General features: G+C 51.5%; 26 protein-coding genes and 2 pseudogenes. 3 read left to right on the top strand and 25 right to left on the bottom strand.

Going from position 1 to position 24,734, the window contains the following annotated elements:
- Positions 1–61: 61 nt before the first annotated feature.
- The 7 genes and pseudogenes from FMM72_RS03415 to FMM72_RS03385 all read right to left on the bottom strand — a co-directional run.
- Positions 62–376 (bottom strand): annotated as a pseudogene (locus tag FMM72_RS03415) (toprim domain-containing protein); the annotation flags it as partial.
- Entirely contained in the window at positions 373–507 is a 135-nt protein-coding gene (locus FMM72_RS03410) for a DUF3789 domain-containing protein (protein ID WP_162220602.1), read from the bottom strand. The gene FMM72_RS03410 and the pseudogene FMM72_RS03415, both read right to left, overlap by 4 nt.
- Before the next feature lie 356 nt (positions 508–863).
- Complete coding sequence (locus tag FMM72_RS03405; protein ID WP_162220601.1) at positions 864–1,427, bottom strand: hypothetical protein; 564 nt, start codon at positions 1,425–1,427, stop codon at positions 864–866.
- Positions 1,428–1,459: 32 nt separating this feature from the next.
- Positions 1,460–1,789, bottom strand: a complete 330-nt coding sequence (locus tag FMM72_RS03400; RefSeq protein ID WP_162220600.1) for a hypothetical protein — start codon at positions 1,787–1,789, stop codon at positions 1,460–1,462.
- 8 nt (positions 1,790–1,797) lie between these two features.
- On the bottom strand, positions 1,798–2,427 hold the full coding sequence (locus FMM72_RS03395; RefSeq protein WP_162220599.1) for a hypothetical protein: 630 nt from the start codon (positions 2,425–2,427) through the stop codon (positions 1,798–1,800).
- On the bottom strand, positions 2,424–2,903 hold the full coding sequence (locus FMM72_RS03390; RefSeq protein WP_162220598.1) for a hypothetical protein: 480 nt from the start codon (positions 2,901–2,903) through the stop codon (positions 2,424–2,426). The genes FMM72_RS03395 and FMM72_RS03390 overlap by 4 nt, the downstream gene beginning before the upstream one ends.
- Positions 2,904–2,951: 48 nt before the next feature.
- A complete protein-coding gene (locus FMM72_RS03385) occupies positions 2,952–3,464 on the bottom strand; it encodes an SLOG family protein (protein WP_162220597.1) in 513 nt (170 codons plus the stop codon).
- A gap of 150 nt (positions 3,465–3,614) precedes the next feature.
- On the opposite strand from FMM72_RS03385, the gene FMM72_RS03380 reads away from it, so the two are divergent.
- The 3 genes from FMM72_RS03380 to FMM72_RS03370 all read left to right on the top strand — a co-directional run bounded on the left by FMM72_RS03380 (position 3,615) and on the right by FMM72_RS03370 (position 4,593).
- The gene (locus tag FMM72_RS03380; RefSeq protein WP_162220596.1) at positions 3,615–3,929 is read left to right on the top strand and encodes a helix-turn-helix domain-containing protein; all 315 of its coding nucleotides are present in this window, start codon (positions 3,615–3,617) and stop codon (positions 3,927–3,929) included.
- A gap of 137 nt (positions 3,930–4,066) precedes the next feature.
- A complete protein-coding gene (locus FMM72_RS03375; RefSeq protein WP_162220595.1) occupies positions 4,067–4,327 on the top strand; it encodes an AbrB/MazE/SpoVT family DNA-binding domain-containing protein in 261 nt (86 codons plus the stop codon).
- Positions 4,327–4,593: a type II toxin-antitoxin system RelE/ParE family toxin gene (locus FMM72_RS03370; protein ID WP_162220594.1), complete on the top strand. Its 267-nt coding sequence runs from the start codon at positions 4,327–4,329 to the stop codon at positions 4,591–4,593. The genes FMM72_RS03375 and FMM72_RS03370 overlap by 1 nt, the downstream gene beginning before the upstream one ends.
- 132 nt (positions 4,594–4,725) lie before the next feature.
- Here the strand turns inward: FMM72_RS03370 and FMM72_RS03365 are convergent, their stop codons facing one another.
- The 18 genes and pseudogenes from FMM72_RS03365 to FMM72_RS03280 form a co-directional block, all read right to left on the bottom strand.
- On the bottom strand, positions 4,726–5,139 hold the full coding sequence (locus tag FMM72_RS03365) for a dUTP diphosphatase (RefSeq protein WP_162220593.1): 414 nt from the start codon (positions 5,137–5,139) through the stop codon (positions 4,726–4,728).
- Positions 5,136–5,879 (bottom strand): FAD-dependent thymidylate synthase, encoded by a 744-nt coding sequence (locus FMM72_RS03360; protein WP_431603334.1) that lies wholly within the window; start codon positions 5,877–5,879, stop codon positions 5,136–5,138. The genes FMM72_RS03365 and FMM72_RS03360 overlap by 4 nt, the downstream gene beginning before the upstream one ends.
- Positions 5,880–5,889: 10 nt before the next feature.
- Positions 5,890–6,084 carry a hypothetical protein gene (locus FMM72_RS03355; protein WP_243157714.1) on the bottom strand — a complete coding sequence of 65 codons (195 nt, stop codon included), beginning with the start codon at positions 6,082–6,084 and terminating at the stop codon, positions 5,890–5,892.
- Between the two features lie 241 nt (positions 6,085–6,325).
- Positions 6,326–6,808, bottom strand: a complete 483-nt coding sequence (locus FMM72_RS03350; protein ID WP_162220591.1) for a hypothetical protein — start codon at positions 6,806–6,808, stop codon at positions 6,326–6,328.
- Between the two features lie 65 nt (positions 6,809–6,873).
- Positions 6,874–11,808, bottom strand: coding sequence for a class B sortase (gene srtB / locus FMM72_RS03345; RefSeq protein ID WP_162220590.1), 4,935 nt, complete (start codon positions 11,806–11,808; stop codon positions 6,874–6,876).
- Between the two features lie 38 nt (positions 11,809–11,846).
- Positions 11,847–13,022 (bottom strand): DUF4366 domain-containing protein, encoded by a 1,176-nt coding sequence (locus FMM72_RS03340; protein WP_162220589.1) that lies wholly within the window; start codon positions 13,020–13,022, stop codon positions 11,847–11,849.
- Positions 13,012–13,257, bottom strand: a complete 246-nt coding sequence (locus tag FMM72_RS03335; protein WP_162220588.1) for a DUF4315 family protein — start codon at positions 13,255–13,257, stop codon at positions 13,012–13,014. Before FMM72_RS03335 ends, FMM72_RS03340 begins: the two co-directional genes overlap by 11 nt.
- An 18-nt stretch (positions 13,258–13,275) precedes the next feature.
- Positions 13,276–15,939, bottom strand: coding sequence for a CD1108 family mobile element protein (locus tag FMM72_RS03330; protein WP_162220587.1), 2,664 nt, complete (start codon positions 15,937–15,939; stop codon positions 13,276–13,278).
- 40 nt (positions 15,940–15,979) lie between these two features.
- The gene (locus tag FMM72_RS03325) at positions 15,980–18,457 is read right to left on the bottom strand and encodes a VirB4-like conjugal transfer ATPase, CD1110 family (protein ID WP_180322868.1); all 2,478 of its coding nucleotides are present in this window, start codon (positions 18,455–18,457) and stop codon (positions 15,980–15,982) included.
- A complete protein-coding gene (locus FMM72_RS03320) occupies positions 18,357–18,791 on the bottom strand; it encodes a PrgI family protein (RefSeq protein ID WP_162220586.1) in 435 nt (144 codons plus the stop codon). The genes FMM72_RS03325 and FMM72_RS03320 overlap by 101 nt, the downstream gene beginning before the upstream one ends.
- A 33-nt stretch (positions 18,792–18,824) precedes the next feature.
- On the bottom strand, positions 18,825–19,379 hold the full coding sequence (locus tag FMM72_RS03315) for an MT-A70 family methyltransferase (RefSeq protein WP_162220585.1): 555 nt from the start codon (positions 19,377–19,379) through the stop codon (positions 18,825–18,827).
- Positions 19,379–19,822 (bottom strand): SpoVG family protein, encoded by a 444-nt coding sequence (locus FMM72_RS03310; protein WP_162220584.1) that lies wholly within the window; start codon positions 19,820–19,822, stop codon positions 19,379–19,381. The genes FMM72_RS03315 and FMM72_RS03310 overlap by 1 nt, the downstream gene beginning before the upstream one ends.
- 39 nt (positions 19,823–19,861) lie before the next feature.
- Positions 19,862–20,725 carry a VirB6/TrbL-like conjugal transfer protein, CD1112 family gene (locus tag FMM72_RS03305; protein WP_162220583.1) on the bottom strand — a complete coding sequence of 288 codons (864 nt, stop codon included), beginning with the start codon at positions 20,723–20,725 and terminating at the stop codon, positions 19,862–19,864.
- Positions 20,726–20,731: 6 nt separating this feature from the next.
- Positions 20,732–21,013 carry a Maff2 family protein gene (locus tag FMM72_RS17340; RefSeq protein ID WP_257432175.1) on the bottom strand — a complete coding sequence of 94 codons (282 nt, stop codon included), beginning with the start codon at positions 21,011–21,013 and terminating at the stop codon, positions 20,732–20,734.
- 196 nt (positions 21,014–21,209) lie between these two features.
- A pseudogene (locus tag FMM72_RS03295) lies at positions 21,210–21,344 on the bottom strand (Maff2 family mobile element protein); the annotation flags it as partial.
- Positions 21,345–21,585: 241 nt separating this feature from the next.
- The gene (locus tag FMM72_RS03290; RefSeq protein ID WP_162220580.1) at positions 21,586–23,430 is read right to left on the bottom strand and encodes a VirD4-like conjugal transfer protein, CD1115 family; all 1,845 of its coding nucleotides are present in this window, start codon (positions 23,428–23,430) and stop codon (positions 21,586–21,588) included.
- Entirely contained in the window at positions 23,427–23,903 is a 477-nt protein-coding gene (locus tag FMM72_RS03285; protein WP_207710302.1) for a PcfB family protein, read from the bottom strand. Before FMM72_RS03285 ends, FMM72_RS03290 begins: the two co-directional genes overlap by 4 nt.
- A gap of 30 nt (positions 23,904–23,933) precedes the next feature.
- On the bottom strand, positions 23,934–24,734 hold the full coding sequence (locus FMM72_RS03280) for a hypothetical protein (protein ID WP_162220578.1): 801 nt from the start codon (positions 24,732–24,734) through the stop codon (positions 23,934–23,936).

Genomic DNA, 24,734 nt, shown 5'->3' with positions numbered 1-24,734 from the left:
CCTTTTAAGGATTGAGGAAGTCCCTTTTTTATTTGTATTTGTTTGTCGCCCCTCCGCACTATCCAACATCGGTGGCGCATACCACAGAAGCCACCCGTTTGTCCTTCATCAGCCGGCATAAGAGGCCAAACTGCTTTTTCTTATCCTTCGGCACTTCGTATTTCCATTCTTCCGGCAGGATCGGCAGGTCGCCATAGCGCCATCTGGCGTACTGTTCCCCGTAAGCCTCCGGCTGCGCCAGTTCCAACAGGTGCCCCACGCACCAACTCACCAGATAGCCGCCGCCCTCCAGATAGCCGTCCTTTTTCTCATTCGCGCCCAGGACCGCCGCCAGAGACATGGCGACGGAAGGCTTTTCTGCAATGACTAACTTCAATATCCAGACCTCCTTTGCATATCTTCAAATTCTTCGTCCGCCTGCTTTCCTGTCTGTAAAAGACACATCAGCACAACGCCGGCAGACATCCCTCCGGTGAAGGTAAGAAAGTGTGTAATCATGTTCCACATAAAAAACGCCTCCTTTTTAGATATAAAAAAAGCGAGGACATTTTCAGCCTTCGCTCTTAATTTTAGATATTCAATTATGTGTCCAAAACAAAATCAATTTAGATTGATTTGCTAAATAACTTGAAAGTTATTTATTCCAGTTCTCGTTTTTTGAAATCACATGAACAATAGGTAGCAAATCTGTAAATACAGTGGCTACAGTATAACCACATATTGGACAATCAAAGTCCTCAAAATCTCTATTACCTTCATGGATTGACCGATCATCATATTCGAGAACGGAAGAACACTTCGGGCAAGTAACTCTTTTTGGCATTCTCATTTATTATCCCCTCCTATTTACATAAAGTAATGGTTTAAGGTTCTTCAAGAATTCCTTCTTGTGAGTGAATCTTAAACTTAAGCTGTTCTGGTTTAGCAATCAAATCATCGATACGTGCATTAACTTTCTGGTTTAAATCATCTGCCACCATTTTCAAAAAAGAAACACACTTACCTTGTCCCCACAAATTCAAATCAATATCGCTTTGATATTTCTGTAACAAGATGGGAAGAATCTCTGTATAAAGGGATAAAATGCAAGTTGCAATCCTTTCTTCACGGGAACCTTGAATTAGTTCTCCTAGATATTTATCTTCATCAAAACCTATAGTATTTCTATTGTTCAAAGATATTTCAATATTCAAATGATTGCGATAAGAAAGCGCCACTGTTATTTGGTTTAAATTCCGACTTTCTATCAAAAATGATAATGCACTTATAATATTCATCACAGACTCACCAGACATAGATACTTTTGCCAACAAGTCCTCCGTATCACCTTTAAATCCTTTAATCGAATCTATAATCAAATCACTAAGTTCTTCATTTTCGCTTGATATAGTATTTTCCTTACCATATACTTTGCTTATCAGCCACACAAATAAATCCCCTGATAAATCTAAAGCATTACTTACAATCTCACCTTTTCCAGTATAGAATAACATTTTACGAAGTAATGTTTGTGCAATGGAATAACAAATCCTCTTTTCGTATAGGTACCGTCATCCAAAATTTCTTCACTTCCAGGAATCTGATCCACAGAAAATGTGTAAAAATTATATATTACCTGCCTGCTATAAAATAATGCGACCTTATCTTCATCGAATATCTTGTTTATTTCCCAATTCATATATTTTGTTCCAGTTTCTGGTATTTCGTCAGGATGCTCCTTGTCAAGCAACATCTCTATATCAGCAAAGTTTGTAGTTTTTTCATCTACCCATCTTGTAACAGCCGTCATTTGTTTGCTCACCCCATATTTTGAATTGTAATTCCATTAGTCTCAAATTCAAGTCCAAATCCAAATCTTTTTTTGATTGTTGGCTCAAGAACAATGGATGCATCATTTTCGTTGTTCCTTATGAATGAGATTTTCATACGCGTTTCTGTATGAACGTCCTTTTTGTTATCATGTTCTGGCAATAATGTAGAAACATCCCATTTAATTTGATGATTATTCTGGTCAAGGCTACTGTTAGCATCCAATTGGGCCGAAAACCATTGAGGTATATCTAAACATATTTCTGTTCCTGAGAGTATTTTGTAATTACCATCAAGAATGATATGACACCACACACTCGCTATTCCCATTGAGCTATCGCTCATTTGTATAGTTGGTTTAGCATGTCTGTCTTCCCTTCGTTCATCTGTATAAAATGTACATGCTATAGTAGCGTTGGCTTTAGCGATAAAATATTCTATGAATTCGGCAACTGCCTCCAGTATTGCCATATACAACGCCAATCCCGCTTCAAAGCGATAATCTTCTGGAATAAATGTTATATATCCACATAAATTCCATTTATTTAACATGAACATCGCTATCATCGGAAGCACAACTGCTTTAATTAGAATTTTTATAATTGAGGAAGGTTTCAAGCAATCACCCTCCTCACAATCTTACTAATTTCATCTGATACAGACTCATAAGCATTCTCTGAGACAATAATTATTCCATTAACTTGTAAACTAAGTAGAAATCCCATGCCATCTCTACCAGCAATAGTGACTTTCTTAATATCGATTGAATCATACCGACTTAAAAATGAAAGTTTTTCTTTAAGTATTTCCCAATAAGCACCATTACCTTTCATCTTGTCAAGAAGTCTATTGATTTCCTGATTCAGAGCAATGTCTTCTACTAAAAATTCAATGCCAGTCACTAAAGCATTATGCTTCAGTAAAAAATACTCAATGAGTGAAATCATTACAGAAGAAGTAAAAATACTTTGCTGATATCCTCTTTTAGACGCATCCTGCACTATATCATAGTAATTTTGTTGAGGATCATACGAAAAACATTCGATTTCTCTTGTTTGAATATTTTGGAATATTTTTCCATATTCGCTACGCATTTTCTCACCTTCTTCAATATTTTTATTGAATAAATTTTACCATATTTTTCATTTTTCTTCAATATATCTGCTAACATTTGGGAAACATATCTCCCCCACCGGGATTTCCCGCAGTTCCTTTTTCATCTGGTGCGCAAACCGGATCGTCCTGACCGTGCCGCCTTTTTCCCTCCCGTCATACACGGCGATCACCCGGTCCGAGTGTTCGGCCATGTAGCGGTTCCGGTGGGAATAGACGCTGGGGTGGTATTTCTCCTGCATGACGACAACATCCGCACACGCCTCCAGCATTTCATAAGTCCGCCCTTTCTCCATCAGGCTGTCCAAGCGCTTTTGGTAGGGAATAACCGCAACCAGCTCCAGCGCCGGATTTGTCTTTTTCTTTTCCAGTACGATCTCTGCAAAATACTGGTCCACGCCGTCCGCAAAGCCGCTCATAAAGCGGGTAAACCCGTCCGCAACAGCGCAGTCAATTTCACGCCGCAAGGCCGCCTTTACATAGTTGATTTCTTTCTGGGGTAAGTCCCTGTGCCCGGTGACACAGCATGTCTTTCCTTCCATCCGTCTTTTCCTCCATCCGATAGTTAATATTCTTTATTTTTTAAATTATAATAGATTTATTTTAGCGTTTCAACGCAAACACCCTTTTTTATTTTGCGAATAATGGAAGGGTGTAAAGTACAATCTATTACAGAATGGGAGGTGAAGGCGATGTATGAAGATTTCGTCCCGGAACGGCTGGCAAAGCTGCGGACACAGAAAGGCGTATCTGCACGCGATATGTCGTTGTCATTGGGACAGGCAAATAACTACATTAACAACATTGAAAATAAAAAGTCCCTTCCCTCCATGCAGTCCTTCCTTTATATCTGTGAATATCTGGGCGTGACGCCCCAGGAATTTTTTGACGAAGGGAACCCGGCCCCGCAAGCCTTAAAGGAATTTATTGCGGAGGCAAAAAAACTGGATTCCCGGTTAATGGGTTATATCCTCGGCATTATGAAAGAACTGAACAGCAGGCGCTAAGGCGGCCAGGGTGTTGGCCGCTTTTACTATTCTGTAAATTTTTTTCGTGCCCCCTTGCATAAATCCCCCAAAGTGGATATACTATAAGTAAGAAAGTGAGAATTTCCAACTTTTAAACCAAAAAAGGAGATGATTCTATGCTGGCCGAATTACGCCAAAAAGCCCAGGTCACGATACCAAGAGAAATCATTGTCAAGCTCGGTCTGTCAGAGGGCGACAAACTGGACATTTTCGAGAAAGACGGTTCCATCTGCATCATGCCGGTAGTCGTCTACCCAAAGAAATATTTAAGCGAGCTCAAAGAAGAAATCAGCGGTGTAAAAGCAAAGCTCGCATCCGGGGAACAGCCGGTTTTTGACAGCGTGGACGCCCTGTTTGACAAATTGGAGGCAGAATAATGGCGTATGAATTTACCTTTACGCCCCGTTTCCAAAAGCATTTTAAGGGCCTGACCGCCCAGGAGAAGAAGCAGCTTAAAAACAAACTGGAACTTCTGGCTGAAAATCCTTCCCATCCGTCGCTGCGGACCAAACGCATCCAGGGCACCACGGACCTTTTCGAGTGCAGCGTCAACATGGACATCCGCATTATCTGGTATTACGAAGGCGATAAAATGATTATCCTGGTGGACGTAGGGCATCACGACATATTAAGGCAGTTTTAAGCAGCGGGGCGGTACGCTATGACGGCGTGCCGCTTTTTGCTGCCATTCTTTTATTTTACCCTGCAATCCTCCTGATATGCCCAATCCCACTACCGGCGATAAACCAAGAATCACTCCCGGAATGTCACTTTTTTATTTTCCTGTACTTCCAAACCCGCCTGTGCCGCGCTGCTCGCCAAGCTCCGAAACAAAGTCCGCAATGACGACCGGGGTGATCACAAGCTGCCCCACGCGGGAGCCTTTGGAAAGCTCCTGGGTCTGGCTGCTTACATTGCTGATGATCGCATGAATCTCCCCGCGGTAGCCGGAATCCACCGGCGGCAGCTCACAGACCAGCCCTTTTACCGCCATGCTGGTGCGCGGGAATACATAGCCCGCATATCCGTCCGGCACTTCAAGCCCGAACCCAAGAGGGACCTTTGCGATCTCGCCCGGCTGTAACGTGCAGTCATAAGGCATGTAGACATCCGCGCCGGCATCATTCCCATGCGGACGGAAAGGGCGGCGGTCCTCCGGCACGCCAAAGTCGATCAGTCTGATCTTCATGCGCCGCCTCCTTCCGAAAGCGCCGGATAGTCCACCCTTAAAATATTCTCCGGCGTCATGTCTGCCGCCAGCTTTTTGCCGCAGGTCATTTTCCCCTCCAGGCATTTGTCCATCTGGCAGAATGGCCCGGCCTGAGACGGTGCGAACAACGCCGGGCTAAGTGAATATAATTCCTGCCAGATTTTTAAGAGCACAATCCGGGTCTCGTCCGTATTGCGCCGGCATACCCGCTGGCCGATGATGTGTTTCCACTGGTAGGGCGTGGCGCTGATAACCAGCACATTCCGAAGTCCCTGGGGTGTGGCATATCCCGCCGCGTCATGGCCGACGCCGGCATTACATAGCTGCTCGTAGCAATCCATGCCCTTGTGACAGCTTTCCAGGTAGAGCACCCGGACAGAGGCAGGTGCAGTCAGTATTTCATAGGGTATGGCAAAATCTGCCTGCCCCACATAATTGCTGTACTGTAAAGATGCACTCATAAACTTTACTTCGTTCTGGTGCCTGATAATTTGCGATAGGAACCTCCGGCTTGCCCCTACAACGGCGACGGTGATCACCGCAAATTTCTGGACCGTCGGGTGGGGAAGGGCGCTGATGGCCGCCACAGAATCCTCACTGAACGATTTTTCATAAAGAGCCATCAGGTCATCCATTGTGGCAATCTTATGGCCCCTCTGGGTGAGCCGGGCGGCAAAGACCATATTTTTCTCGGCCTCCGAAACCGCCTGGCAGTTCAATATTTTTACTTCAATCCGTCTGATCGGTATGTCCCTCCTTTACAATGGCTTTCAGCAAGAACAGATAGTTGAGGCTGTCTGTGATCTTTTCCTCCCATGTGCTTATCCCGTAATCCGTATCATTGTCAAAGCACATGTCGTACAGGGAAACGATATGCTTCGCCAGCATCCCGGCAAGGGCGCGCTCCGGCGTGGTGTGCTGCAAGGCTGCCGCCGCCTTAAAAGCCCCCAGCCGGTCCGTATCGTCCCCGGTGTATTCTTTGGTTTTCTTCTGCAGTGTGTCGGCGCAGAGCCGCACCTGTTCGTCAAATACGGCATTGACTTCCTGCTGTGTGATATGGCATCCCTCCTTTGAAAAATGGATTGTCCCGAATACTGTATAAAATCCGGGACAGTTTTACTTGAAGCAGGACAAAATATGTATTATATTTCTTATCCGCTACATTTCAGGCGCTCGGCAGATAAATCCAGTCGTGCATCAGGCACACGCTGGGTTCGTCCTCCCTGGGAACCAGGCGATAGGTACATTCCCCGTACACGGTCCGTTTGTCCTCAATCTCCATTCCATACGCCTTATAGAAGCGGTATTCCAGGTTGGAAATGATACAGCGGAGCGTCTGCAGCGCCTCCCGCTGTGAGGTCACGATCAAATCCCGGTCAATGCTGCGCTTTAAGAACAGCAGGGATTTATAAAGCTGTACCTCCGTCCGGTAAGGGCGGCAGTCCTTATGCTCCAGCCAGTCACTAAAGGCAACCGGGCCGCTCTGGATCACATCACGCTCCGGGTGGTAATACTCGTAGCAGTCCAGGTTCGCCGTATTCAGAAGGTAGAGCATTTCCCGGACCTCATTCTCCGGCATGTCATAGAACCGCAGAAGGGAGCGGTACAGATGGACGTAGCCGGGTATCGAAACAATGGTATTTACCATAGAAAAATCCTCCTATATAGCAGGTGCGGGAGCAGACAGCCCCCGCACCGGTTTCCATATGCTTGTTAATCGTTTACAGCCGCCAGCTTTCCCATGACGATAAAGCGGCTCTTACCTCCGGGCGTACAGGTGGAAAGGGTCAGCACCCTGTCACTGGAAGTCACCGTAACACCGGTCTCAATGACAGACCGGCCCGCCATTTCAGAAAGCCATGTGGTGTAGGCCCCGTCATCCTTCCAGCTAAGCCTCCAGGGGGAGGCATCGCTGCCGGACTCTCCGGGCTCTGCCACAAACGCCGTGAAGATTTCCACGGTATAGCCGCCGCCAGGAGTGACAAGGTACATCTGCGGGTGCCCGTCATAATATCCCTGCCCGCCATATTCATTCAGCGCGGCAAACATGGAGCCATCCCACATGTTGTGGCCGTAGATAATGGTATTGCGGTCCGAAAAATCCGCCTGGTTCTCATAGTCTGCAAACAGGCAGCCCACCTTGTTATAGGTGCCGTCGTACAGATGGTGCAGGTAATACTCATTATCGTCTGTCTGCGTTACCGGGTAGTTGATAGCCGTATCGGGAAGGTTAAGCCATCCGATGATGTCCGGCCCGTTTTCCCTGAGGGCTTCAAAATCAACAACAGGGAGGACCACACTGGAAACCTCCCTGCCTGTTTCTTCCTCTGTCCCCGGTTCTTCCGGCTCCGCGGCCTGCTCCGGTATTCCCACGTGTTCCGCCAGCCCGTCATAGGTCCCGGCGCTCTCGGCATACTGGTTAAGGTCACGGACGATCAGGAACCCGCTGCCAAGAGCCACTGCTGCGCAGAGGGAAAGTATCGCAATGTTAGCAGCTTTTGCTTTCGGTGAAATCTTTCTGTACTTCCCTTTTCTGTACCGGCATACCGTAAACACACCGCCGCCGATTACAGCCAGCGCCAGAAGCCCGCCATACAGGAAAATAAAATTATCATCCCCGGTCTGCGGTACCGCTTTGCCCGGATTGCCCGGATTGGACGGGACAGTCGGATTAGAAGGACTATCCGGGGTGGACGGTGTTTTCGGATTCTCCGGGTTGTCCGGCGTTTTGGGTTTCTCCGGTTTTTCATTGAAGAACTGGACCGTCGCGGTTTCATCCGCCTTGATCTCCACGGTAGCAGCGTCGGGAATGATATAATCCCTGCTTGCCCGGTTGGAGATTTCCGTTACGGTATAAATGCCAACGCGCAGCCCTTTGACCTCGATCACGCCGGATTTCGGGCTGGTAAAGGTCTCACAGTAGGAGCCGTCCGCATTCTTAACTTCAAAAGCGAATCCATCCTTGCGCCCGTCGCTGGAATCCTTCGTGATTTTCAGATTGCCGCGGTATGCCTCATTGGTAAAGCCACGTCCGGCCTCGCCGTTTTCCACAACCGCCACCTGGCCGTCCTCGGTGATGGCAAAGTAGTAGGCGTTCTCGTCAAGCTGGTAGCCCTCCGGCGCCTTACTTTCTTTTACAAAATAGCCTTTTGCCAGAAGGCCCTCCGCCATGTGGAATCCGCCGTCTGTTTCTTTCAGAGTGCCTACCAGGGTATCTTCGGCGTCCAGCTCCTTGTTGCCGTTGATGTCCTCATACAGTTCAAATACCGCGCCGGAGAGGAAGCGCAGGAAGGTATTCTCTTTGTCGCTCTCCACAGAGGAAGGTTCATCCACCGCCTCGGTCTTATGGAGCTGCACCCGTCCGCGGATCAGGGTATCATCCACACGGATTTCGATTGCCTGGCCGTCCACACCGATATAAATATGGTGTTCCTCCGGGCTCACTGTATAGAGCGCGGGAGCGGAAATTTCCTTTACGATCCAGTGGCCGTAAGGGATATTCTCAAAGGTAAAGCTGCCATCCTCGCCGGTGGTTACGGTAAACAGCGCGTTTTCTTCGGTAAATTCCTCGGTGTCCGGCTGAAACAGGCCCATCACCGCGCCGGCCAGCTTCACAGCCTCGCCGCCATCTGCGTTCTCACCGTATTTCACACCGTCTACACGCCCACGAAGCAGGTCATTGGGAACGGCCTCGCCCTCACCCACAAGAATCTGCACCAGCGCCGCATCCTGGCCCGCATATTCAAATACTACCGGGTACTCGGTATCGGAAAGGATATAGGCACTGTTTGTGGTGCGTTCCTTCACATAGTAGCTGCCAAAAGGAAGGTCAGAGGCGAAAGAAGCGTCATAACCGCCAGCCTCATTTGCAGAAACGGAAACCACTTCCAGAAGGCCGCCAGCCGGGATCACGCTGCCATCCACAGCCGTCAGGTCGGCGGAAGCATATAGTCCAAAAGAAATATCCTTGTATTCCTCATTCATGCCAAGCCCGAACAGCTCGTCCGTTTCCAGTGCTTTGAACAGGCTCACATCCACCTTCTGGCGCTCGTCATAAAGCCCCACGGCCGTTTGTGTGACCTCCACGGTCTCTCCCGCGTAGGTAAGCTCTACATATTCCGGCTGGGTGTTTAAGACCATCCCCGCCGGCGCCTGGCGTTCCTCCAGTCGGTAGCAGCCCAGGTACAAAAGCCCGCTCTGTGCCGTCCCGTCATCCCCGGTGGTAAGGGTTTCCACAACCGTGTCCTTTGCCGCGTGAAGCGTACCGTCGCCGGTATAAATATCCCCGTCGGCGATCACATCATAGACCGCGCCGGGCAGCCCCATGACTTCATATACCGGCTGATACAGGCCGTCGTTTTCCTGGACGGAAGCGAATACCTCGCCGGTCTTTGTAATGGTGAGCTTACCCTTCTGGGGCATGTTATACTGTGTTACGGTCACAACCGCCTCGCTGCCGTCAATGGTGAACGGTACGGGCTCACTGGAAAGGACATAGCCGTAAGGCGCCGCCACCTCGTAAAGCTCATAATCCCCGGTATGCAGAGGTTCCGGCAGCATGAGCCAGCCTTCGTCCGAAACATAGAAAGTATCAAGGGTTTCCGGATTCGGATAATAGATTTCCTGGGTGACAAATTCCCCGGTAGACAAATCCTTGATCTGGAAACCAGTGCCCGTCATCGGGATAATATTGCCGGTCTCCGCGTCGCATTTCTCCACTTTCAGTCGTGCCGTGATGGTACGGTTATTCAGAATATAGCTGTAAGTCTGGCCGTTTGCGGAAATAAATACGGTAAAGTCCGGGATAAACGCCTTTCCTTCTTCGCCGGCTGCCTGGTGAACCGTATAACGGCCATAAGGCAGCATTTTGGAGGAAGCGAAGCCGTCCCCATCGGTTGTGAGCAAATCACGCTCGCTTTCCTTCGCCGCGTCATAGCTGCCCGCCGCTTTCAGGTAGATTTCAAAGACAGCCCCGGCCTCCGGGCGCTCGATCACGCCCTCATTTGGTTCGTCCGTATTTTCATCCTCGGACACATCCGGGTCCAGGTCGTCCGTATGCTTTACAAGCTGGATATTGCCATAGATCACGGTTTCCGTGATCTGGTTCTCCGTGGTGTTCAGTTCCACTTCGTACAGCGTCGGGGAAGCGCCCACCTCATAGACCGTATCATTTAAGAGGTAGCCGGTGCTGGGATCAATTTCCCGTACCGTCCAGCTATCGCCACAGACATAGTAGCGGGTCATAAAGCTGCCGTCCGGCCCGGTGGTATAGGTATCTACCAGATCACCGTTATTGAACAGGCCGTAAGTCGCACCCGCAAGGGTAGCATCACCCTGGGCGGTTCCGGTGTCCGCATCGCTCTTAATCACATGGACGCGGAATTTCTTCAGGATATTGCTGAAATGGACGGAGGCCGTCTGACCGCTCTCAACCGTCACATACTGCGCGGAAGGGGTCACATAGCGGTCCACCGGCAGCTCCTTCATCAGATAGGTGCCGGGCAGCAGCTTTTCTTTGATCTGCCCGTTGTCTCCGGTAGTTACAGTTTCATCCACTTTATTTCCCAGAATGTCCGTGCCAGAGATATGGAAAGGAATCCCGGACACAATGCCGTCCTCACTGGTCTTGACAATCTTTGCGGTGCCGTAGGTCTCGGTCTTGATCTTCACAAAAAAGGAAACCGGGTCGCTGGCGCCGGTCATCATGGTCTGGTAGCCCGGCCTGCCCCAGATCAGCATGTCATTGGCAACCGGAATATCCTTTCGGAATTCAAAGGTGACAGGGTTCATAATCATGTTCTTGCTGGTGAACGTGTACTTGTTCCCGTTTCTTGTGACGGAAACGCCGCTGCCTTTCAAAGTCTCCAGATTGATTTTCAGGTTATTGGTGTCCGTGACCGTCAGGGTATAAACTTTTTTCTCCGTGTCCCATTTCAGTTCCAGCTCCGGGGCTCCGCTTTTCTTCGTGGAAGTAAAAGAGGGAACCGTGGAATGGGAGGCAACCTGTGACAAAATCCAGTTGTAGGCTTTTTCCGCAGGACGTCCGGCAATCACGCTGAAATACTGGTTAGCATCTGCATGGCCATTCCCGTGACAGCTGTATGGGTCGCTCCGAAGCTGCTGCTGGTACTCCCAGAGGATAATCTGTGTCGCCATTTTATAATCGTCCTCGTTAATGCCGGACACAGGGAGGGAAGCGCCGGGCTTCCAGCCGTAGATCGCCGTGAGGGTGATCCCCCGTCTTGCCTCGGAAGGGAGCAGATTTAAGTAATTGCTGTTGGTGCCGCTTTCCGATGTATAGGTATTGTCAGAAGTGTTATAGGCAATGCCGCTTTCCACGCAATACACCTGCTGGCTGCTCCCGTCCGAAGCTGTCAGCATATAGTGCCGGTAAGCATTGCCCCCGGAACTGCTGCGCACATCCATCGTTCCATCAGAATTGTAAACAAGGTAGGTGTAAGGCGCCGACGCATAATAATGCTGCCCGTCAGACCCTACATATTGATCGCCCAGCCAAGAACTTGCTTTCTGTCCCAGTGAAAACGCGAACGCCTGCGTAGGGATTAGCCCCAAGACACATACTGCACAAAGCAGAAATGCCAGCAGCCGCTTTACACCGCTGCGGTAATGGATTGTTGTTTTCTCCATGAAATATCCTCGCTTTCTTAAAATAGTAAAGGACAGCTTTATTCGCTGTCCCTGTCGTCAAAATCATCCTCGGAGAGATATTCCGGCTCACCGTAAGCCTCGTCCGGGTCAAAGCCCTCCCCGTAGCCGTCGTCCTCGTCAAATTCGTCCTCCGCCTGCTGCTTCGGGCGCACGATCTTCACATAGTAGCCGATACCTCCGACTGCAAGCAAGGCGACGATCACAAAAATAATCGTGCCAGCGCTGCCATTGTCCTTTTTCGGCTGTTCGGTCTGTGCGGGTTCCTCTGTTTCCGCAGGTTTTTCCTTTCCGGTGCAGCCCTTCAGGTCGTTCTTGCAGACCAGGCAGGCGGTATTGACTTTTCCGGCCTCGCATTTCTCCGTACAGGTGCAGACCTCCGCAGCCGGAATCACGCTCATGGTGCCCTCGTTCTTTTCCGCCAGGGCCATCAGGTCAGCCTCGGTAACGCCGTTCAGGAAGTAGACGTTGTTACCGTCCCGCTTTCCGTCAATAATCAGATAGAACACATTCCCGTCCTCGGTGGTGATGGTGTAAAACTGTTTATCCCCATCTGCGCCGGTGGCCGTATCTAACACCGTGCCGGTGCCTTTCGGGGTAAACGCGCCATCCGGGATAGAGGAAGTGGTTCCTGTTTCCTCCTGGGAATTGGAACTGCCGCCATTTGTGCCGGAGGCTGTATTACTGCTGGCATTGGTGCCCGTATTCGTACCTGCATTAGAGCCATTCCCGGAAGCATTACTGCCGGAATTGTTGCTTGGGGTGTTATTATTAGTACTGCCGGAAGAAACAGCCTGGGCCTGTGCCGGTTTTACCGCCGTGCTGCTCTGGTTCTGCGGTACCGTGGGCGCCGGTTCCTCATAATAGGGATTTTCAAACTTCACGGTCTTTGAGCGGTTCCCGGCATAATCCTGGGCGTACACGCTTACCTGTTTTCCTGTGCCGGCATAATCCTTTAATGTGACGGAAGCCGCCCCATTGGTTAGGGAGTTGATACGGTTCCCGTCCACAAAGACCGCCTCTACGCCAGAATGATCGTCGCTGCTTTCTATTTTCAGCGTGTCGCCGTCCAGAGAAGCCGCAAGCTCCGGCGGTGTGGTATCTTTGGCCCCGGCAGCATAAGCCGTCAGGGGCAAAGCGATGGCGCTTATGACAAGCACAAGCGCCAGTAGCAGAGAGATTTTATTAGTCCTCATTCATGTCCTCCTGTTTCTGCAGCGGGCCATCCCCGGACGGGACGGACTGCTGCGATTTCAGAAATTCGGCCAGCTGCTGGGGTGTCAGATGGAAGCTGCGGGCAATCGCCACATAATCGGTATTCTCCAGCTCCGTTTTCTGCTTTTCCAGGTCGCGGAGCTTGGCCTGCATCTCCGCAATCTTTGTTTTTGTCTTGTCGATCTCTTTCTCCAGTTTCTCAATCTTAGGGTTCAATTTATTACCTCCAATCTGTCAGGGCAGACGCCCAAATGTATAAAAGTGCTGCTGCCAGTAACTTGTGTTGATGTTCGCGTAGGAGATCGGGTCCCCGCAATGGATCATCATCCCGTTACCCACATAGATTCCCACATGGCTTGCGCCGCTGGTATTATAGGTGCCCTGGAAGAATATCAGGTCGCCGGGCCTTGCATCCGCGCTTGATACAGGCGTGCACACGCCTAAAAGCCCGTCCGCGGTAAGCCGTCCGAAGTTCCAGCCCACGCCGCAATGGTTGACTACCCAGGAAACATAGCCAGAACAGTCAAAGGAAGTGGAAGGGCTTGCGCCTCCCCATACATACGGATAGCCTAAATACTTTTCGGCCTCCGCGAGCATAGCGGCAAATTTTTCATCTGCAAGGGCCTCCGGCGGGACGTCATAGTCAAAATAGTTCCCTCCGCCGCCTGCGCCTGCCTCCGGTAAATGCCGCTCGCTGGTATCGCCGGTATCGGCAAAATACAAAGGGTTCATATACTGGCCGTCAACCAGCACCTCCAGGTGCAGGTGCGGCCCGGTGGAATTTCCGGTGCTGCCGACCTTCGCGATCACATCCCCGGCCTTTACCTCCTGTCCGGCAGATACAAGAATCTGTGAACAGTGGCCGTATTTGGTGGTGAGGGAGTGCCCCTCATAAGCCTCGCCCTCAATGGCAACGCACAGGCCGTATCCGCCGGCTTCACCGGCCAGCGTGACCGTGCCGTCATGCCCGGCTAAAATCTCCGTGCCCTGGGGCATCCCGATGTCAACGCCGGTATGGTAGTTCTTTCCCCCGCTGATCGGGTGTACCCGGTAGCCGTAATAGCTGGTGACATAGGGCAGCCAGTTCGTGCCAAATACATTTTTTACATACTGCCTGTTGCCTTTGGTCTGCAACAGAATCTCGCAGATTTCTTTCTGGTCTGCGTTCATGCGTGAGACAACCAGGTTTTCAAGCGGCGTAGAAGTAAGCGTTACATTCAGGATGTGCCACTCATAAGGCACTTCTTCCTCTGTTTCCACGCCGGTCTCCGGGTCAACGCTGGTTTCTGTCCGGTAGCGGGTTTCCGTTTCTTCTGAAAAAGACAGGGAATACTGCCCGTTAAACAGCTCCCGGAGGACGCCCTCAATCTGCGCATAGGTAAAATTCTGATAGGCAGAAGTGAGGTACCCCATCAAGACATAGGGATCATGCTCAATGGGCCCGATATTATAGCGGTATTCATCATAGCCGGGCCGGTCTGTTTCCACACGGTTGACCTGAATCTGCAGGTCCGTTTCCCACTCGGTATAAGCAAGCTCCGCATTGTTGATGTCCGCATCGTCCGCCAGATAAGTAGAGGCGGCAAGGCTCCCCAGCCCTCCGGTTCCCAGATTAGAAAAGGAAGAAAAGAGGGAGGTAATCAGGAAAAATACCAAAAGGAGCAGGATCACGATTCCGCATATAACTGGGTGGCGCTTGATGGCATGAACCACGCCGGCAGCGATCTTTTCCGTGGTAACGGTGGTGTCCTTTGCACGCTTTCCCGCTTTTTTCGCTTCTCTGGCTGCTTTGGCATACTGGCGTTTTATCTTCTGTTTCTGCCACATCCGGGCAAGGAGGTTTTTCTTCAGCTCCGGGCTGTCATGTAAAGTCTGCCGGTAGGAAAGCCGGGCATTGGCCCTGGCTGATTTCTGCTGTAATTTTGCCACCCTGCGGTACGGCGCCGTCTTATGCCTGTGATATGCCATGCGCAGCCCCGATTCGCCTGCAAGTTCGGTGCGGTGGGCCGCCTTAATGCCGACATTCTCATTTTCTGCCTGGTATATCTTTTTATGGGCGTAACCGATTGCCGTATTTGCACCGGCCTTTACCGGGCGCATCGGGACGGGACCCTTGACATGTGCCCGCTGGGATTTCACCTCCTTTTCAAATTTCAGGCGCTTTTTGGCCTTGCCCGTATCAGGGTCAGAAGCTGTTTCCATCCGCAGCCTGCGGCGGGCAGGAAGGCGGCTTTCCGCCTGTTCCAGCTTTTCCGCTGTCCGTTCTGCTTTCCGTCTAGCCTGGGTGAGCTTTTTATCCGCTGTTTCCGGTGGGAGTTCGTCAGCGGCAAATTCCAGCTTGGAAGGCCGTTTGGGTTCTCCTTCGGCTGCCTCCGGCGGTTTCTCCTTTGGTTCCTCGGCTTTGGCCGCCTCCTGGAAACGCTGCTGGTATTTGTTGCCGTGCCGGTGCATCCGGGAACGGCGTTCTGCCTGACCGGGTTCTCCCTGTGTGTGGCGTTCTGTACCAGAATTGCCACTGTCAGAATCCGCACACCGGAAATCTTCATATCTGAAATCCCTCCGGCGCGGTTCCGGTGCAGAGGGCTCCGGCTCTAAAGAACTTCGCATTTCAGAAGGCTCATGATCCAAATCTTTTCCAGCCAAATGTTCCAGCGTGGAAGTGTCCGTCTGCTGCGGTATATCCGCTGTGGAAGGCTGTGTATCATCCGCTGCCTGCTGTGCTGCGGTTTCATACCTCTGGCTCTGGGCCGTTCCCGGAGAAGAAGGGGCGTCCCTGACCCGCAGCAGGTTAAAATCCTGTTCGCTCTGCCGGGTGTCTATCCGTTCCTCCGCATGGGAATCACGGACCGGCATCCGGGCCTCTTTCTGTTTCCTCTGAAAATTCCTGTCACGCGCCATTGTTCTCACCTCCAATCGCTTTCAGGGTATTTTCGTTTCCTCATGCCTTCGCCCCCGCCACTTCATCAGGCCGGGTTGTAAGTACGCTGTACAGCAGGGTATCCTTCGGAAAATGATCGACAAAGGGGATAATCACATTCCCGAAGAACAGAAGCCCCTCGCCGGGGCCGGAATGGGTCACATAGGAAAGCTGGTGCGGGGAAATTCCCAACTGCTTCGCCAAAATCTGCCGGTCTCCCTGGGCCTGGTTCAGCATGTAGATAAAATCCGAGTTCTCAAAGATATTCTCAATCTCACGGGAGGCCAGCAGGTCCTTTACATTCTGCGTCAGGCCCGATGGTATGCCGCCCCATTTACGGAATCTTTTCCAGATTTCCACGCTGAAACTTCCGGTCTGGCCTTTCAAAAGGAGATGGAATTCGTCGATATAGAACCAGGTTGTCTTATGCTTCGAGCGGTTGGCGGTAACACGGTTCCATACGGCATCCTGCATAATGAGAAGCCCGATCTCTTTCAGGGCCTTGCCCAGAGATTTGAGCTGAAAGCAGAGTACCCGGTGGTTGTTCATGTCAATGTTGGACCTATGGTTAAATACATTCAGGGAACCATTGACATAGATTTCCAGCGCCGTGGCGATATTCTGCGCCTCCGGTTCAGACTGTTTCAAAAGCAGCTCATACAGATCACCCAGGACCGGCATATTCTCCGGGCGGGGGTCCTGCAGGTAATCCCGGTACACAAGCCTTGTGCAGCGGTCAATAATGGTCCTCTCAATCGGGGAAAGCCCCTCCTTGCCGCCAATGATAAGGTCACACAGCGATAGGATAAAATCGCTTTTCAGTGTGATGGGGTTTTCATCATCCGAATAGTCCAGGTTAATGTCCATCGGATTGATGTAGTTGGTAGAGTTCGGGGAAATGTCAATGACCTGCCCCTGGGCTCCAAACTGCTGTACCAGAGGCCCGTACTCATTTTCCGGGTCTGCAATAATGATGTCATCCTCCGTTAAAAGGAACACGTTGACGATCTCACGCTTGGCAGAGAAGGACTTGCCGCTGCCGGGCGTTCCCAGAAACAGACCGTTTGGATTCTTTAAGTTCTTGCGGTTCGCCATGATCAGGTTATTGCTTAAAGCATTCAGGCCATAATAAAGCGCCTCGCCCTCCTGGAACAGCTCGCAGGTGGTAAACGGCACGAAAATGGCCGTGCTGCTGGTGGTAAGCCCCCGCTCGATCTCGATCTGGTTCTGCCCCAGGCATAGGGAGGACATAAGGCCCTGCTCCTGCTGGAAGTCCAGACGTTTTAAGGCGCAGTTGTATTTCTGCGCCACACCGGAAGCGGCGAAAATTTCGTTAAACAGCTTTTGGCGCTTCGGGGCGATATTCTCCACCAGAACTGTAACCAGAAACATACGCTCATTTCTGGATTGCAGGTCTTGCAGAAGGTTCTTTGCTTCTTCGCCATAAGTGGCAAGGTCGGTAGGTATGATGTCCATGTCATAGCCGGAGCGGACGGCTTTTTTCTGTTCCTCTATGGTCATTTTCTGCAGGTCGGACATCTTGCGCTTGATATTTTTAATAGCCTGCGCCTGGTCGATAGACTGGATATGCAGGTTCACCGTCACGGCGTCGTCCAGGTCAAGCAATTCCGCCAGCAGCCGGTCCGTCAGCTCCGGCGCTAAAATCTGCAAAAAGGACGCCGCCCCGGAATGGTCGGCCACCCGGAAGGTCTTTCCGTCATTCGAGAACGACAGGCCGGAGGGCGCAATAAAATCTTTCGTGGAAAGCCCGGTTTTCGGCAGGTCCGCCCAGGTGAAATGAAACTTTTCCTGACCGTCCGGGTGAAGCTGGCTGTGCAAAAGCTCCAGGCGTTCCAGCCCGTTTAAGGATCTTGCCTGCGCGCCTAAGGCTTTGAAGTTCCCCAGCACATCCGTTTCGATCCGCTCCAGACGCATTTTCGCCGTGCGAAGATCCTCCGCCTCAATCCCAAACGTGATATATTTCCGCTTGGTAAGGCCGTTGTTGCCTTTTTGGAGCTGGTTTTTCAGCATATCCGCGTACTCCCTGCGGATTCCGTCATACTCGTCCCCACGGGTAGGAATATCTATGCTCCGAACAAAGTCCTGCATATTGGCCTGCTGGTTGATAAAGGTGAGCTGCACATGGATAGAAGCGTCAAAATAATTGAGGAAATCGCAGTAACCCTCAAAAATCTGCGCTTTATCATCTGCCTGTGCAAGCTGGTAGTTAATGTCGAAGAACTGCACCGTCTTGGTGTAATAATTGCCGCTTACACGGCAGATACCGTCCCGGTACATTTCCTTATAGGGAATACTCTGCTGGACCGTCTGTGGCGCGTCCGCTTTCAGCCTGGAAAAAAAGCCGGGCTTTTTCTTCGGCCCGGCAGGAGAGGCAGCTTTACTTCCTGCCTTTCTTGCTTCGGCGCGGGTCTTTTGGGCCTGCTTTACGTTTCTTTGCAGACGTTTTTCCTGCGCCTCCTGCTGTTTGGTTTTTGGCAATCTGTGATACCTCCTTTTTGGAAATGGATTTATAGAGATTTTCCGTCCGGTAAGGGCGGTTCTTCGGCCAGAGCTTATAGCGGAGCCGGTTCCTCAATAGCTTTTCCGCCGGCTGCCCGTCCTTCTCATACATGGCAAAGAAGAAAAAGGGCATCATCAGGCCGATCATAAGGAGCACCGCCGCTGAATTGCCGATGGCGCCGCGGGTAAGGAAATATACCGGCAGCCCCACCAGTGCGGCCAGACTGAAACAAATAAGCTGGCGCTTTGTCAGGCCAGCAGCTACTTTGGTCTTGACTGTAGTTAAGTCTTTGGGTACGGGTACATAGGGCATTTCGTTGTCACCTCCGATCTGCGAGAATCTTTTCTATCCATTCTGCGGCATCGTGATACTGCAATCCACTTCGTTGCCCCACACCTCCCATCCGGGCGTCTGCTGCCTGGCAAAGAGCTCCACCCTGGGCTGATCGCCCATGAGCTTTACGATCTTGTCCCGCACTTCATCGGGCTTCTTGCTGTGCTGCTCGATATGGGAGATCACAAACTGGTGGATTCCCGCGCACTGGCGTTTCGGGTGCCCGCGTGTTGCAAGCAGGCACACCTCCGCGTTAGAGCGGGTCCAGAAGCCCATTCCATAAAACCAGCTATCGGCTTTCCGGTTCTGCTTCAGCCACAGAAATGCCAGGGTCTTATACTGGAAACCCCATGCCTCCATCACCCGGAACGCCTCATTGAGCTGCGGGAAGGTGGCCCATAGAAAAAGCGCACTGTCTTTGGCTGCAAGGTCTGCAACCGGCAGTGCGCATATTTCATCAATGCTCATGGTAGGATAATGGTTTTCCGCCACGCCTTTTCCGCGCTTCATGTCATAGCGCCAGGGCGGGTCTGCGTACACAATGCCATATTTTCCGGTATCTGGCATCAGCGGGCCTGCTCACTCTTGGCAGTTGCGGGCTTTGCCGGCTGCGTCTTGACCTTCCCGGCATTTTCCTTCAGGGCGCCGGTCAGGGAAGGTTTCTCCGCCGCTCCCTTTGTCGCTTCAAGGGTGGCCTGCAAATTTTCAATCGCCTGGCCGTACCCTTCGATCAGGGCGTCATTAAGCTGCCTGCGAAAATCCGCCGTCACCGGCCAGCAGACATCCCTCCATTTCCCCTGCTTATCCTGGGTGGAAGGCATGTTGACATACAGGCCGTTTTCGCCGGAGCAGATACGGAAGCCGTCGATCTTGAAGCAGTCGCCAATCGTCACGTTGGCAAAGGCCAAGAGGTTCCCCATCGGGGCAATCGGGCGCACGGTTACATCCAGCTTCAAGCCTTCGGACACCTGGGCCTCCGGCTGCATGGGTTCAGTGTTGGTTTTACTCATAATGAAAGTTCCTCCTTGTTAGAATATAGTTGTTACCCGCTAATGCGAGTTGAAAATACTTTTTGATAACGAGCCTGTCTTAAAGAGGGCGAAGGCCAGCAGGACGGTATATCCCGCCGTGCCCCAGATCGCACCGTGAATATCGCCGGACGAGGGGATCGACTGGACCAGCACCGCGTAGATTGCGACGCATACCAGGATCAGGAACCCCTGGAATCCCAGAGCGAACAGGGAACGAAGGTAATTCGTCCCCATCTGTCCCCATTCACGGTTTGCCATTGTGGAAAACGGTATGGGTGCCAGACTGACCGTGAGATATATTTCAATCATGCGGCCATAGACAATGACAAAGATTACAATAGACAGTACCCACATGCACAGGTTGATGATGTTGGTTTCCAGCCACAGGCCGATCAGCTCCCACATCCCCATTGCTTCAAGCTGCGTTTCCAAATCAGCCAGCGCCGCCGTGACATCCAGATTCCCGTTTATTACGCCGGCGCTCTGCGATACCACATTTTGGGCGACATCAAACACCGCCATGACAATCGTAAAGCAGTTGGTGAGCAGATAGGTGGCTACGAAAGTTTTGAAAATCCACTTAAAGATGTTGAATGTGTCAAAATCGTGCATGTTGTTCTTTTCCAAAATCATCTGAATCAGCTCATATACCAGCACAAAGGTCAGGATAATGCCCGCAATGGGAATGACGACGGTTTCAGAAAGATTCTGGATCATACTGAACACGCCACCATTCCAGCCCTGCGGTGTCTGTCCGACCTGCCCGGCCACATCCGCGACCTGGTTGTTTACCGATTCAAAAATACTGGTGTACTGCCCGGTGATCGCTTCGATCAGGCCCTCTTTGATCCAGTCTGTTATCCAGTCAAACAGACTGCCCATCGGCTATTAACCGAACAGGCCGGACAGGAGTGGAATCAGCGTGGCACCCACCAGGGCAATGCCTCCGCCAGCCATAAGCTGTTTCATCCGTTTTTGTTCACACCGGGTCGCTGCCCCGGCGCGGCCCCACCCCATAAAGAAGCGGACACCCCATGCTTTCACATGGGCGCAGACTATATCTTCACCCGCATGGAGCGGGGCAGGCTGCTTCGGGCCGCTCGGCCCTACTCCTGCAAAGGATAGTCGTTGAACCTTCCCCTGTTCGGGGTTTGGCTGCTGATTGCCCATTGTCCCGGCGTTTAGGTTCGCACCCTGCGCCATCCGTGTGTTTTTTTCTGCTTTCGCCACCGTCACATCCGGGCCTGTTTCATCCCCATGTTTTGGTACACACGGCTTTAGGGGTTCCCAGCAATTCAGCCTGTTGCCGTATGGACTTCCACCATACGCTGCACGGCAATTACTTGTCCGTGGAGGGCGTAGCTTACCCCTGCGACTTGGCTCCGGGATTGTCATTGCCGTAACCTTTCAGAAGGTTGATGACACCCCATGCGCCGAGGCCGGCACCCAGAGCAATCACCAGAATTTTCAGGGTATCAATCGCACTTGCAAAAAAAGCCATATAGTTGTCCTCCTTTAATTTGAAAAATATTGGTTTTGTGGTATGGCCGTATCTGGCCGGAAACGAAAAAACGCCCCTGTGCTTTAAGAAAATCTGCATAAAGCACAGGGGCGGCATAGTCCAGGAGCATCCTGGAAAGGTATACGGTTGTCAGGGAGGGGCGCGAATCCTCAATAGAACCTCCTTCCAGTGAAAAGAAAAAGCCCGCCAAAGCCAGAGACTTCAACAGGCAGCTACATCATCATACAGCCGGCGCCTCCAAATCCTCCGCCGTGACCTCATAATTGCGGTACAGCTCACCGGGGCTGACGGGCAGCCTGGTTGAGAGGAATCTTTCAATGTCAAACGCATTTTTAGGGGCATAATCCGACAGGTATTTATAGTTCGGGTGTTTCGTAATATCGTACTTGCGGGAGAGGAAGGGCCGGACACCCCTGATCTGCAGGAGGCATTTCCCGCCGTCCATCACGGCCAGTTGGTCCACCGACATCAAATCCTTTCCCAGTTTCTGAAAATTCTGCCCGTGGGATTCCTGGTTGCCTCTGGTGACGCTGGTGTTATACATATCGATGGTCTCTTTTCCCAGCAGGGAGTTCCAGCTTTTCAGCGTGGTTTCCTCCTTGCCTCCCAGGAAAAGGGAAGCGTCACAATTCCCGATGATGGTGTCCATGTTGTCCTTATAGAGCGCCTTTAGCTGGCTCTGCGCCTGCAGGACCAGGCAGGCCGAAATCTCCCTGGAACGGATCGTCGCCATCAGCTTTTCCAGGTTCGGAATCTGCCCGATATTGGCGGCCTCGTCGATCAGGCACCGCACATGTACCGGCAGCCTGCCGCCGTACTTGTCATCGGCACGCTCGCACAGCAGATTGAACAACTGCGTATAGGCCATGCTGACAAGGAAATTGAACGTCGCATCCGTATCGCTGATGATAAAGAACAGCGCCGTTTTCCTGTCCCCGACCAGGTCAAGCTCCAGCTCGTCATACATGGTGATCTCCCGTACCTCCTTAATATCGAATGGCGCCAATCTGGCGCCGCAGCTTATAAGTATGCTTTTCGCTGTCTTGCCCGCCGCTAATTTATATTTCTTATACTGGCGTAGGGCGAAGTGGTCCGGGTCTTTCTGCTCCAGTGCGTCAAAGAGCAAATCCACCGCATTTTTGAAAGTCTCGTCATCCTCCCGGACCTCCATAGCGTTTATCATTTCTACCAGGGTGGAAAAATTCTGCTCGTTTGTCGGGGCCTCATAATAGATATAGCCGATCAGCGCCGTATACAGCAGCGTCTCGGCCTTGACCCAAAAATCGTCGCCGGATTTCCCTTCCCCTTTGGTGTTTGCAATCAGCACCGTTACCAGTTTCAGAATGTCCTTCTCATTGTGGATATAGGCAAAGGGATTATAGTGCATACTCTTTGAGAAATTGATCGTGTTGAATACCTTGATCTTATAAGGCTCATACACGGTTTTTCCATTTTTTCCTTTGACCGGTTTTCCGTCCTTGTCCAGTTTCGGCGTGCCGCGGCTTAACAGCTTTCCCACTTCGATCAGAACCGTACCTTTCGGATCGGTGACGACATACGAACTATGGAGCTGCTTGAGGTTGGGTTTTATAAAAAATCTCGTCTTGCCGGAGCCGGAACCGCCGACTACCAGCACATTTTTATTGCGGGCGTGGGCCGGGTTCTTCGGCCTGCCGGACATCATAAGCCCCTCGGTCTGCGTCAGGATAATGTTGTTTTCCGGTTTCGGGTCCATGAAAGGGGCAATGTCTGTTTTGTTCCCCCACCGTGCAGAGCCGTACTCCACATCCTTGCGGTACTTTTTTGCATTTTTTCCTTTCACATATACCGCCAGCCGCACGATAGCCGCCCCGCATAATCCCGCCAGCCAGTCCAGCGCCGTACCCGGCCACATGCTTTGAAATGCCAGCGAAAAGCCCTCGGACAATCCTAACAATTTCTGTGAGGCGTCCGCTCCGGGGGCAAGGCGCACCGCCTCGCCCAGCTTCGCAAATACCAGAAGGAACAGGAGATAGGGCAGGTGGAGGATCACCTGCTTTTTCAGGGTATCGGTATCTATCTTCAACGTTCCGGCCCTCCGTGTTCCTTGTTCTTCACCCGGTCACGGCCAAGAGCCTGCGCCAGCTCCTTGAATTTATGGAGCTGGGTAAGCAGCGACGGCCTGGTGCTGCGGGCAAGGTCTTTTCTTGTATATTCCTTAAAGGCCGCCGTCAGCGCGTCCGCCTGGTTCGCTTTGAAATAGACCGTCCACTTCGGGGGACCGGTCCCCAGCTCTTTTTCAATATGGTAGCGGACCTGGTGTTTCCTGGCGCACCGCTCAAAGGAGCGGATTCTGCCGGAGACTTCAATGGTGTTGGCGCCGGGGTCCTTACCGGTCAGCCGTTTCATGCTGTTCCTGCCGACTTTCGGGGTCGTGCGTTCCTTCTCCATCTTTTGAAGCACGGCTGCAATGGCAGAGCGCAGCACCCGCCCGGACAGCTTTGACGCCTGGACGGTGATGGAAACAGTTCTTTGTTCAATATCTTCCTGCACCTGCATCCTCCTTCCTGAAAAAATGTAGTTTGTTCATTACCGCGCCTCGCTTAGCACCTGCTGGCGCGGGGCGTGTTCATGGGCCTTCGCCGCCTGTTCAATCTGAATACGGGCGTGCCGAAGGAGCGTCTTAATCATGGAAGCCGGCTCTTTCACTTCCGAAAGGTGCTCCGTCATGCCTTTGCACTCGTCCGGCAGATAATCCGCCATTGCTTTACAGGCATCTTCCAGATTCCCAATGAAGCCCCAGCAGCTATCCGAAAGCTCACCGTTTTTATACAGCTCAAAGCCATAGCACTCACCCCGGAGATAGGCATCATACTCGGCAACCTCACTCCGTAGCAAATCCTCGGCTTTCTTTCGGAGGGCGCCGGTCATTTTCTCCGCGCCAAATTCCTTCAGCACATCCTCTTTGGAAACATATACCCATCCAACCTGCCCGCTGTCCCAGGGATCGTGAAAGCTGGTCGTCTGCATGGCAAGACCGCTGTGATCCAGAAGGTACAGGGGCATCACAATATATTTTTCAGAAATCACCCGGAGCATGGTATCATCCACGGCGCGGGGATCAGGGTGGTCGCCGGTCATTTTCCGGCTCCAGACCATATTTACCATGCGCTCATAGCGTTCCATGCCGCGCTCGTTGTTGCCAACGGTGTTTAAGTACATTTCCCGCAGAAAATCGTCTTTGTCCATATAATTGTGATGGTCGCCCAAGGCATAGCGCGGGTGGAAGCATACCATTGTCCCGAAGTTGTCATTTACCTCACGGGGACTAATCAGCATATCGTCCGGCTGCACCATTAAGGCATAGGGTTCCTGTTCTGCCATCAGCAT

It is taken from the genome of Anaerotruncus colihominis, assembly GCF_010206195.1.
Classification (GTDB): Bacteria; Bacillota; Clostridia; order Oscillospirales; family Ruminococcaceae; genus Anaerotruncus; species Anaerotruncus colihominis_A.
The sequence above is the reverse complement of the archived record's forward strand: the minus strand, read 5'-3'. Positions and strand labels throughout refer to the sequence as shown.

Bases quoted from the DNA above. Each gene is read 5' to 3' on its own strand.
- FMM72_RS03350 (WP_162220591.1), bottom strand. From the start codon at position 6,808: ATGGTAAATACCATTGTTTCGATACCCGGCTACGTCCATCTGTACCGC.
- FMM72_RS03320 (WP_162220586.1), bottom strand. From the start codon at position 18,791: ATGCCCTATGTACCCGTACCCAAAGACTTAACTACAGTCAAGACCAAA.
- FMM72_RS03285 (WP_207710302.1), bottom strand. From the start codon at position 23,903: ATGCAGGTGCAGGAAGATATTGAACAAAGAACTGTTTCCATCACCGTC.
- FMM72_RS03340 (WP_162220589.1), bottom strand. From the start codon at position 13,022: ATGAGGACTAATAAAATCTCTCTGCTACTGGCGCTTGTGCTTGTCATA.
- FMM72_RS17340 (WP_257432175.1), bottom strand. From the start codon at position 21,013: ATGGGCAATCAGCAGCCAAACCCCGAACAGGGGAAGGTTCAACGACTA.
- FMM72_RS03305 (WP_162220583.1), bottom strand. From the start codon at position 20,725: ATGGGCAGTCTGTTTGACTGGATAACAGACTGGATCAAAGAGGGCCTG.
- srtB (WP_162220590.1), bottom strand. From the start codon at position 11,808: ATGGAGAAAACAACAATCCATTACCGCAGCGGTGTAAAGCGGCTGCTG.
- FMM72_RS03385 (WP_162220597.1), bottom strand. From the start codon at position 3,464: ATGGAAGGAAAGACATGCTGTGTCACCGGGCACAGGGACTTACCCCAG.
- FMM72_RS03380 (WP_162220596.1), top strand. From the start codon at position 3,615: ATGTATGAAGATTTCGTCCCGGAACGGCTGGCAAAGCTGCGGACACAG.
- FMM72_RS03330 (WP_162220587.1), bottom strand. From the start codon at position 15,939: ATGGCGCGTGACAGGAATTTTCAGAGGAAACAGAAAGAGGCCCGGATG.
- FMM72_RS03315 (WP_162220585.1), bottom strand. From the start codon at position 19,379: ATGCCAGATACCGGAAAATATGGCATTGTGTACGCAGACCCGCCCTGG.
- FMM72_RS03400 (WP_162220600.1), bottom strand. From the start codon at position 1,789: ATGACGGCTGTTACAAGATGGGTAGATGAAAAAACTACAAACTTTGCT.
- FMM72_RS03280 (WP_162220578.1), bottom strand. From the start codon at position 24,734: ATGCTGATGGCAGAACAGGAACCCTATGCCTTAATGGTGCAGCCGGAC.
- FMM72_RS03390 (WP_162220598.1), bottom strand. From the start codon at position 2,903: ATGCGTAGCGAATATGGAAAAATATTCCAAAATATTCAAACAAGAGAA.
- FMM72_RS03310 (WP_162220584.1), bottom strand. From the start codon at position 19,822: ATGAGTAAAACCAACACTGAACCCATGCAGCCGGAGGCCCAGGTGTCC.
- FMM72_RS03410 (WP_162220602.1), bottom strand. From the start codon at position 507: ATGTGGAACATGATTACACACTTTCTTACCTTCACCGGAGGGATGTCT.
- FMM72_RS03365 (WP_162220593.1), bottom strand. From the start codon at position 5,139: ATGAAGATCAGACTGATCGACTTTGGCGTGCCGGAGGACCGCCGCCCT.
- FMM72_RS03370 (WP_162220594.1), top strand. From the start codon at position 4,327: ATGGCGTATGAATTTACCTTTACGCCCCGTTTCCAAAAGCATTTTAAG.
- FMM72_RS03375 (WP_162220595.1), top strand. From the start codon at position 4,067: ATGCTGGCCGAATTACGCCAAAAAGCCCAGGTCACGATACCAAGAGAA.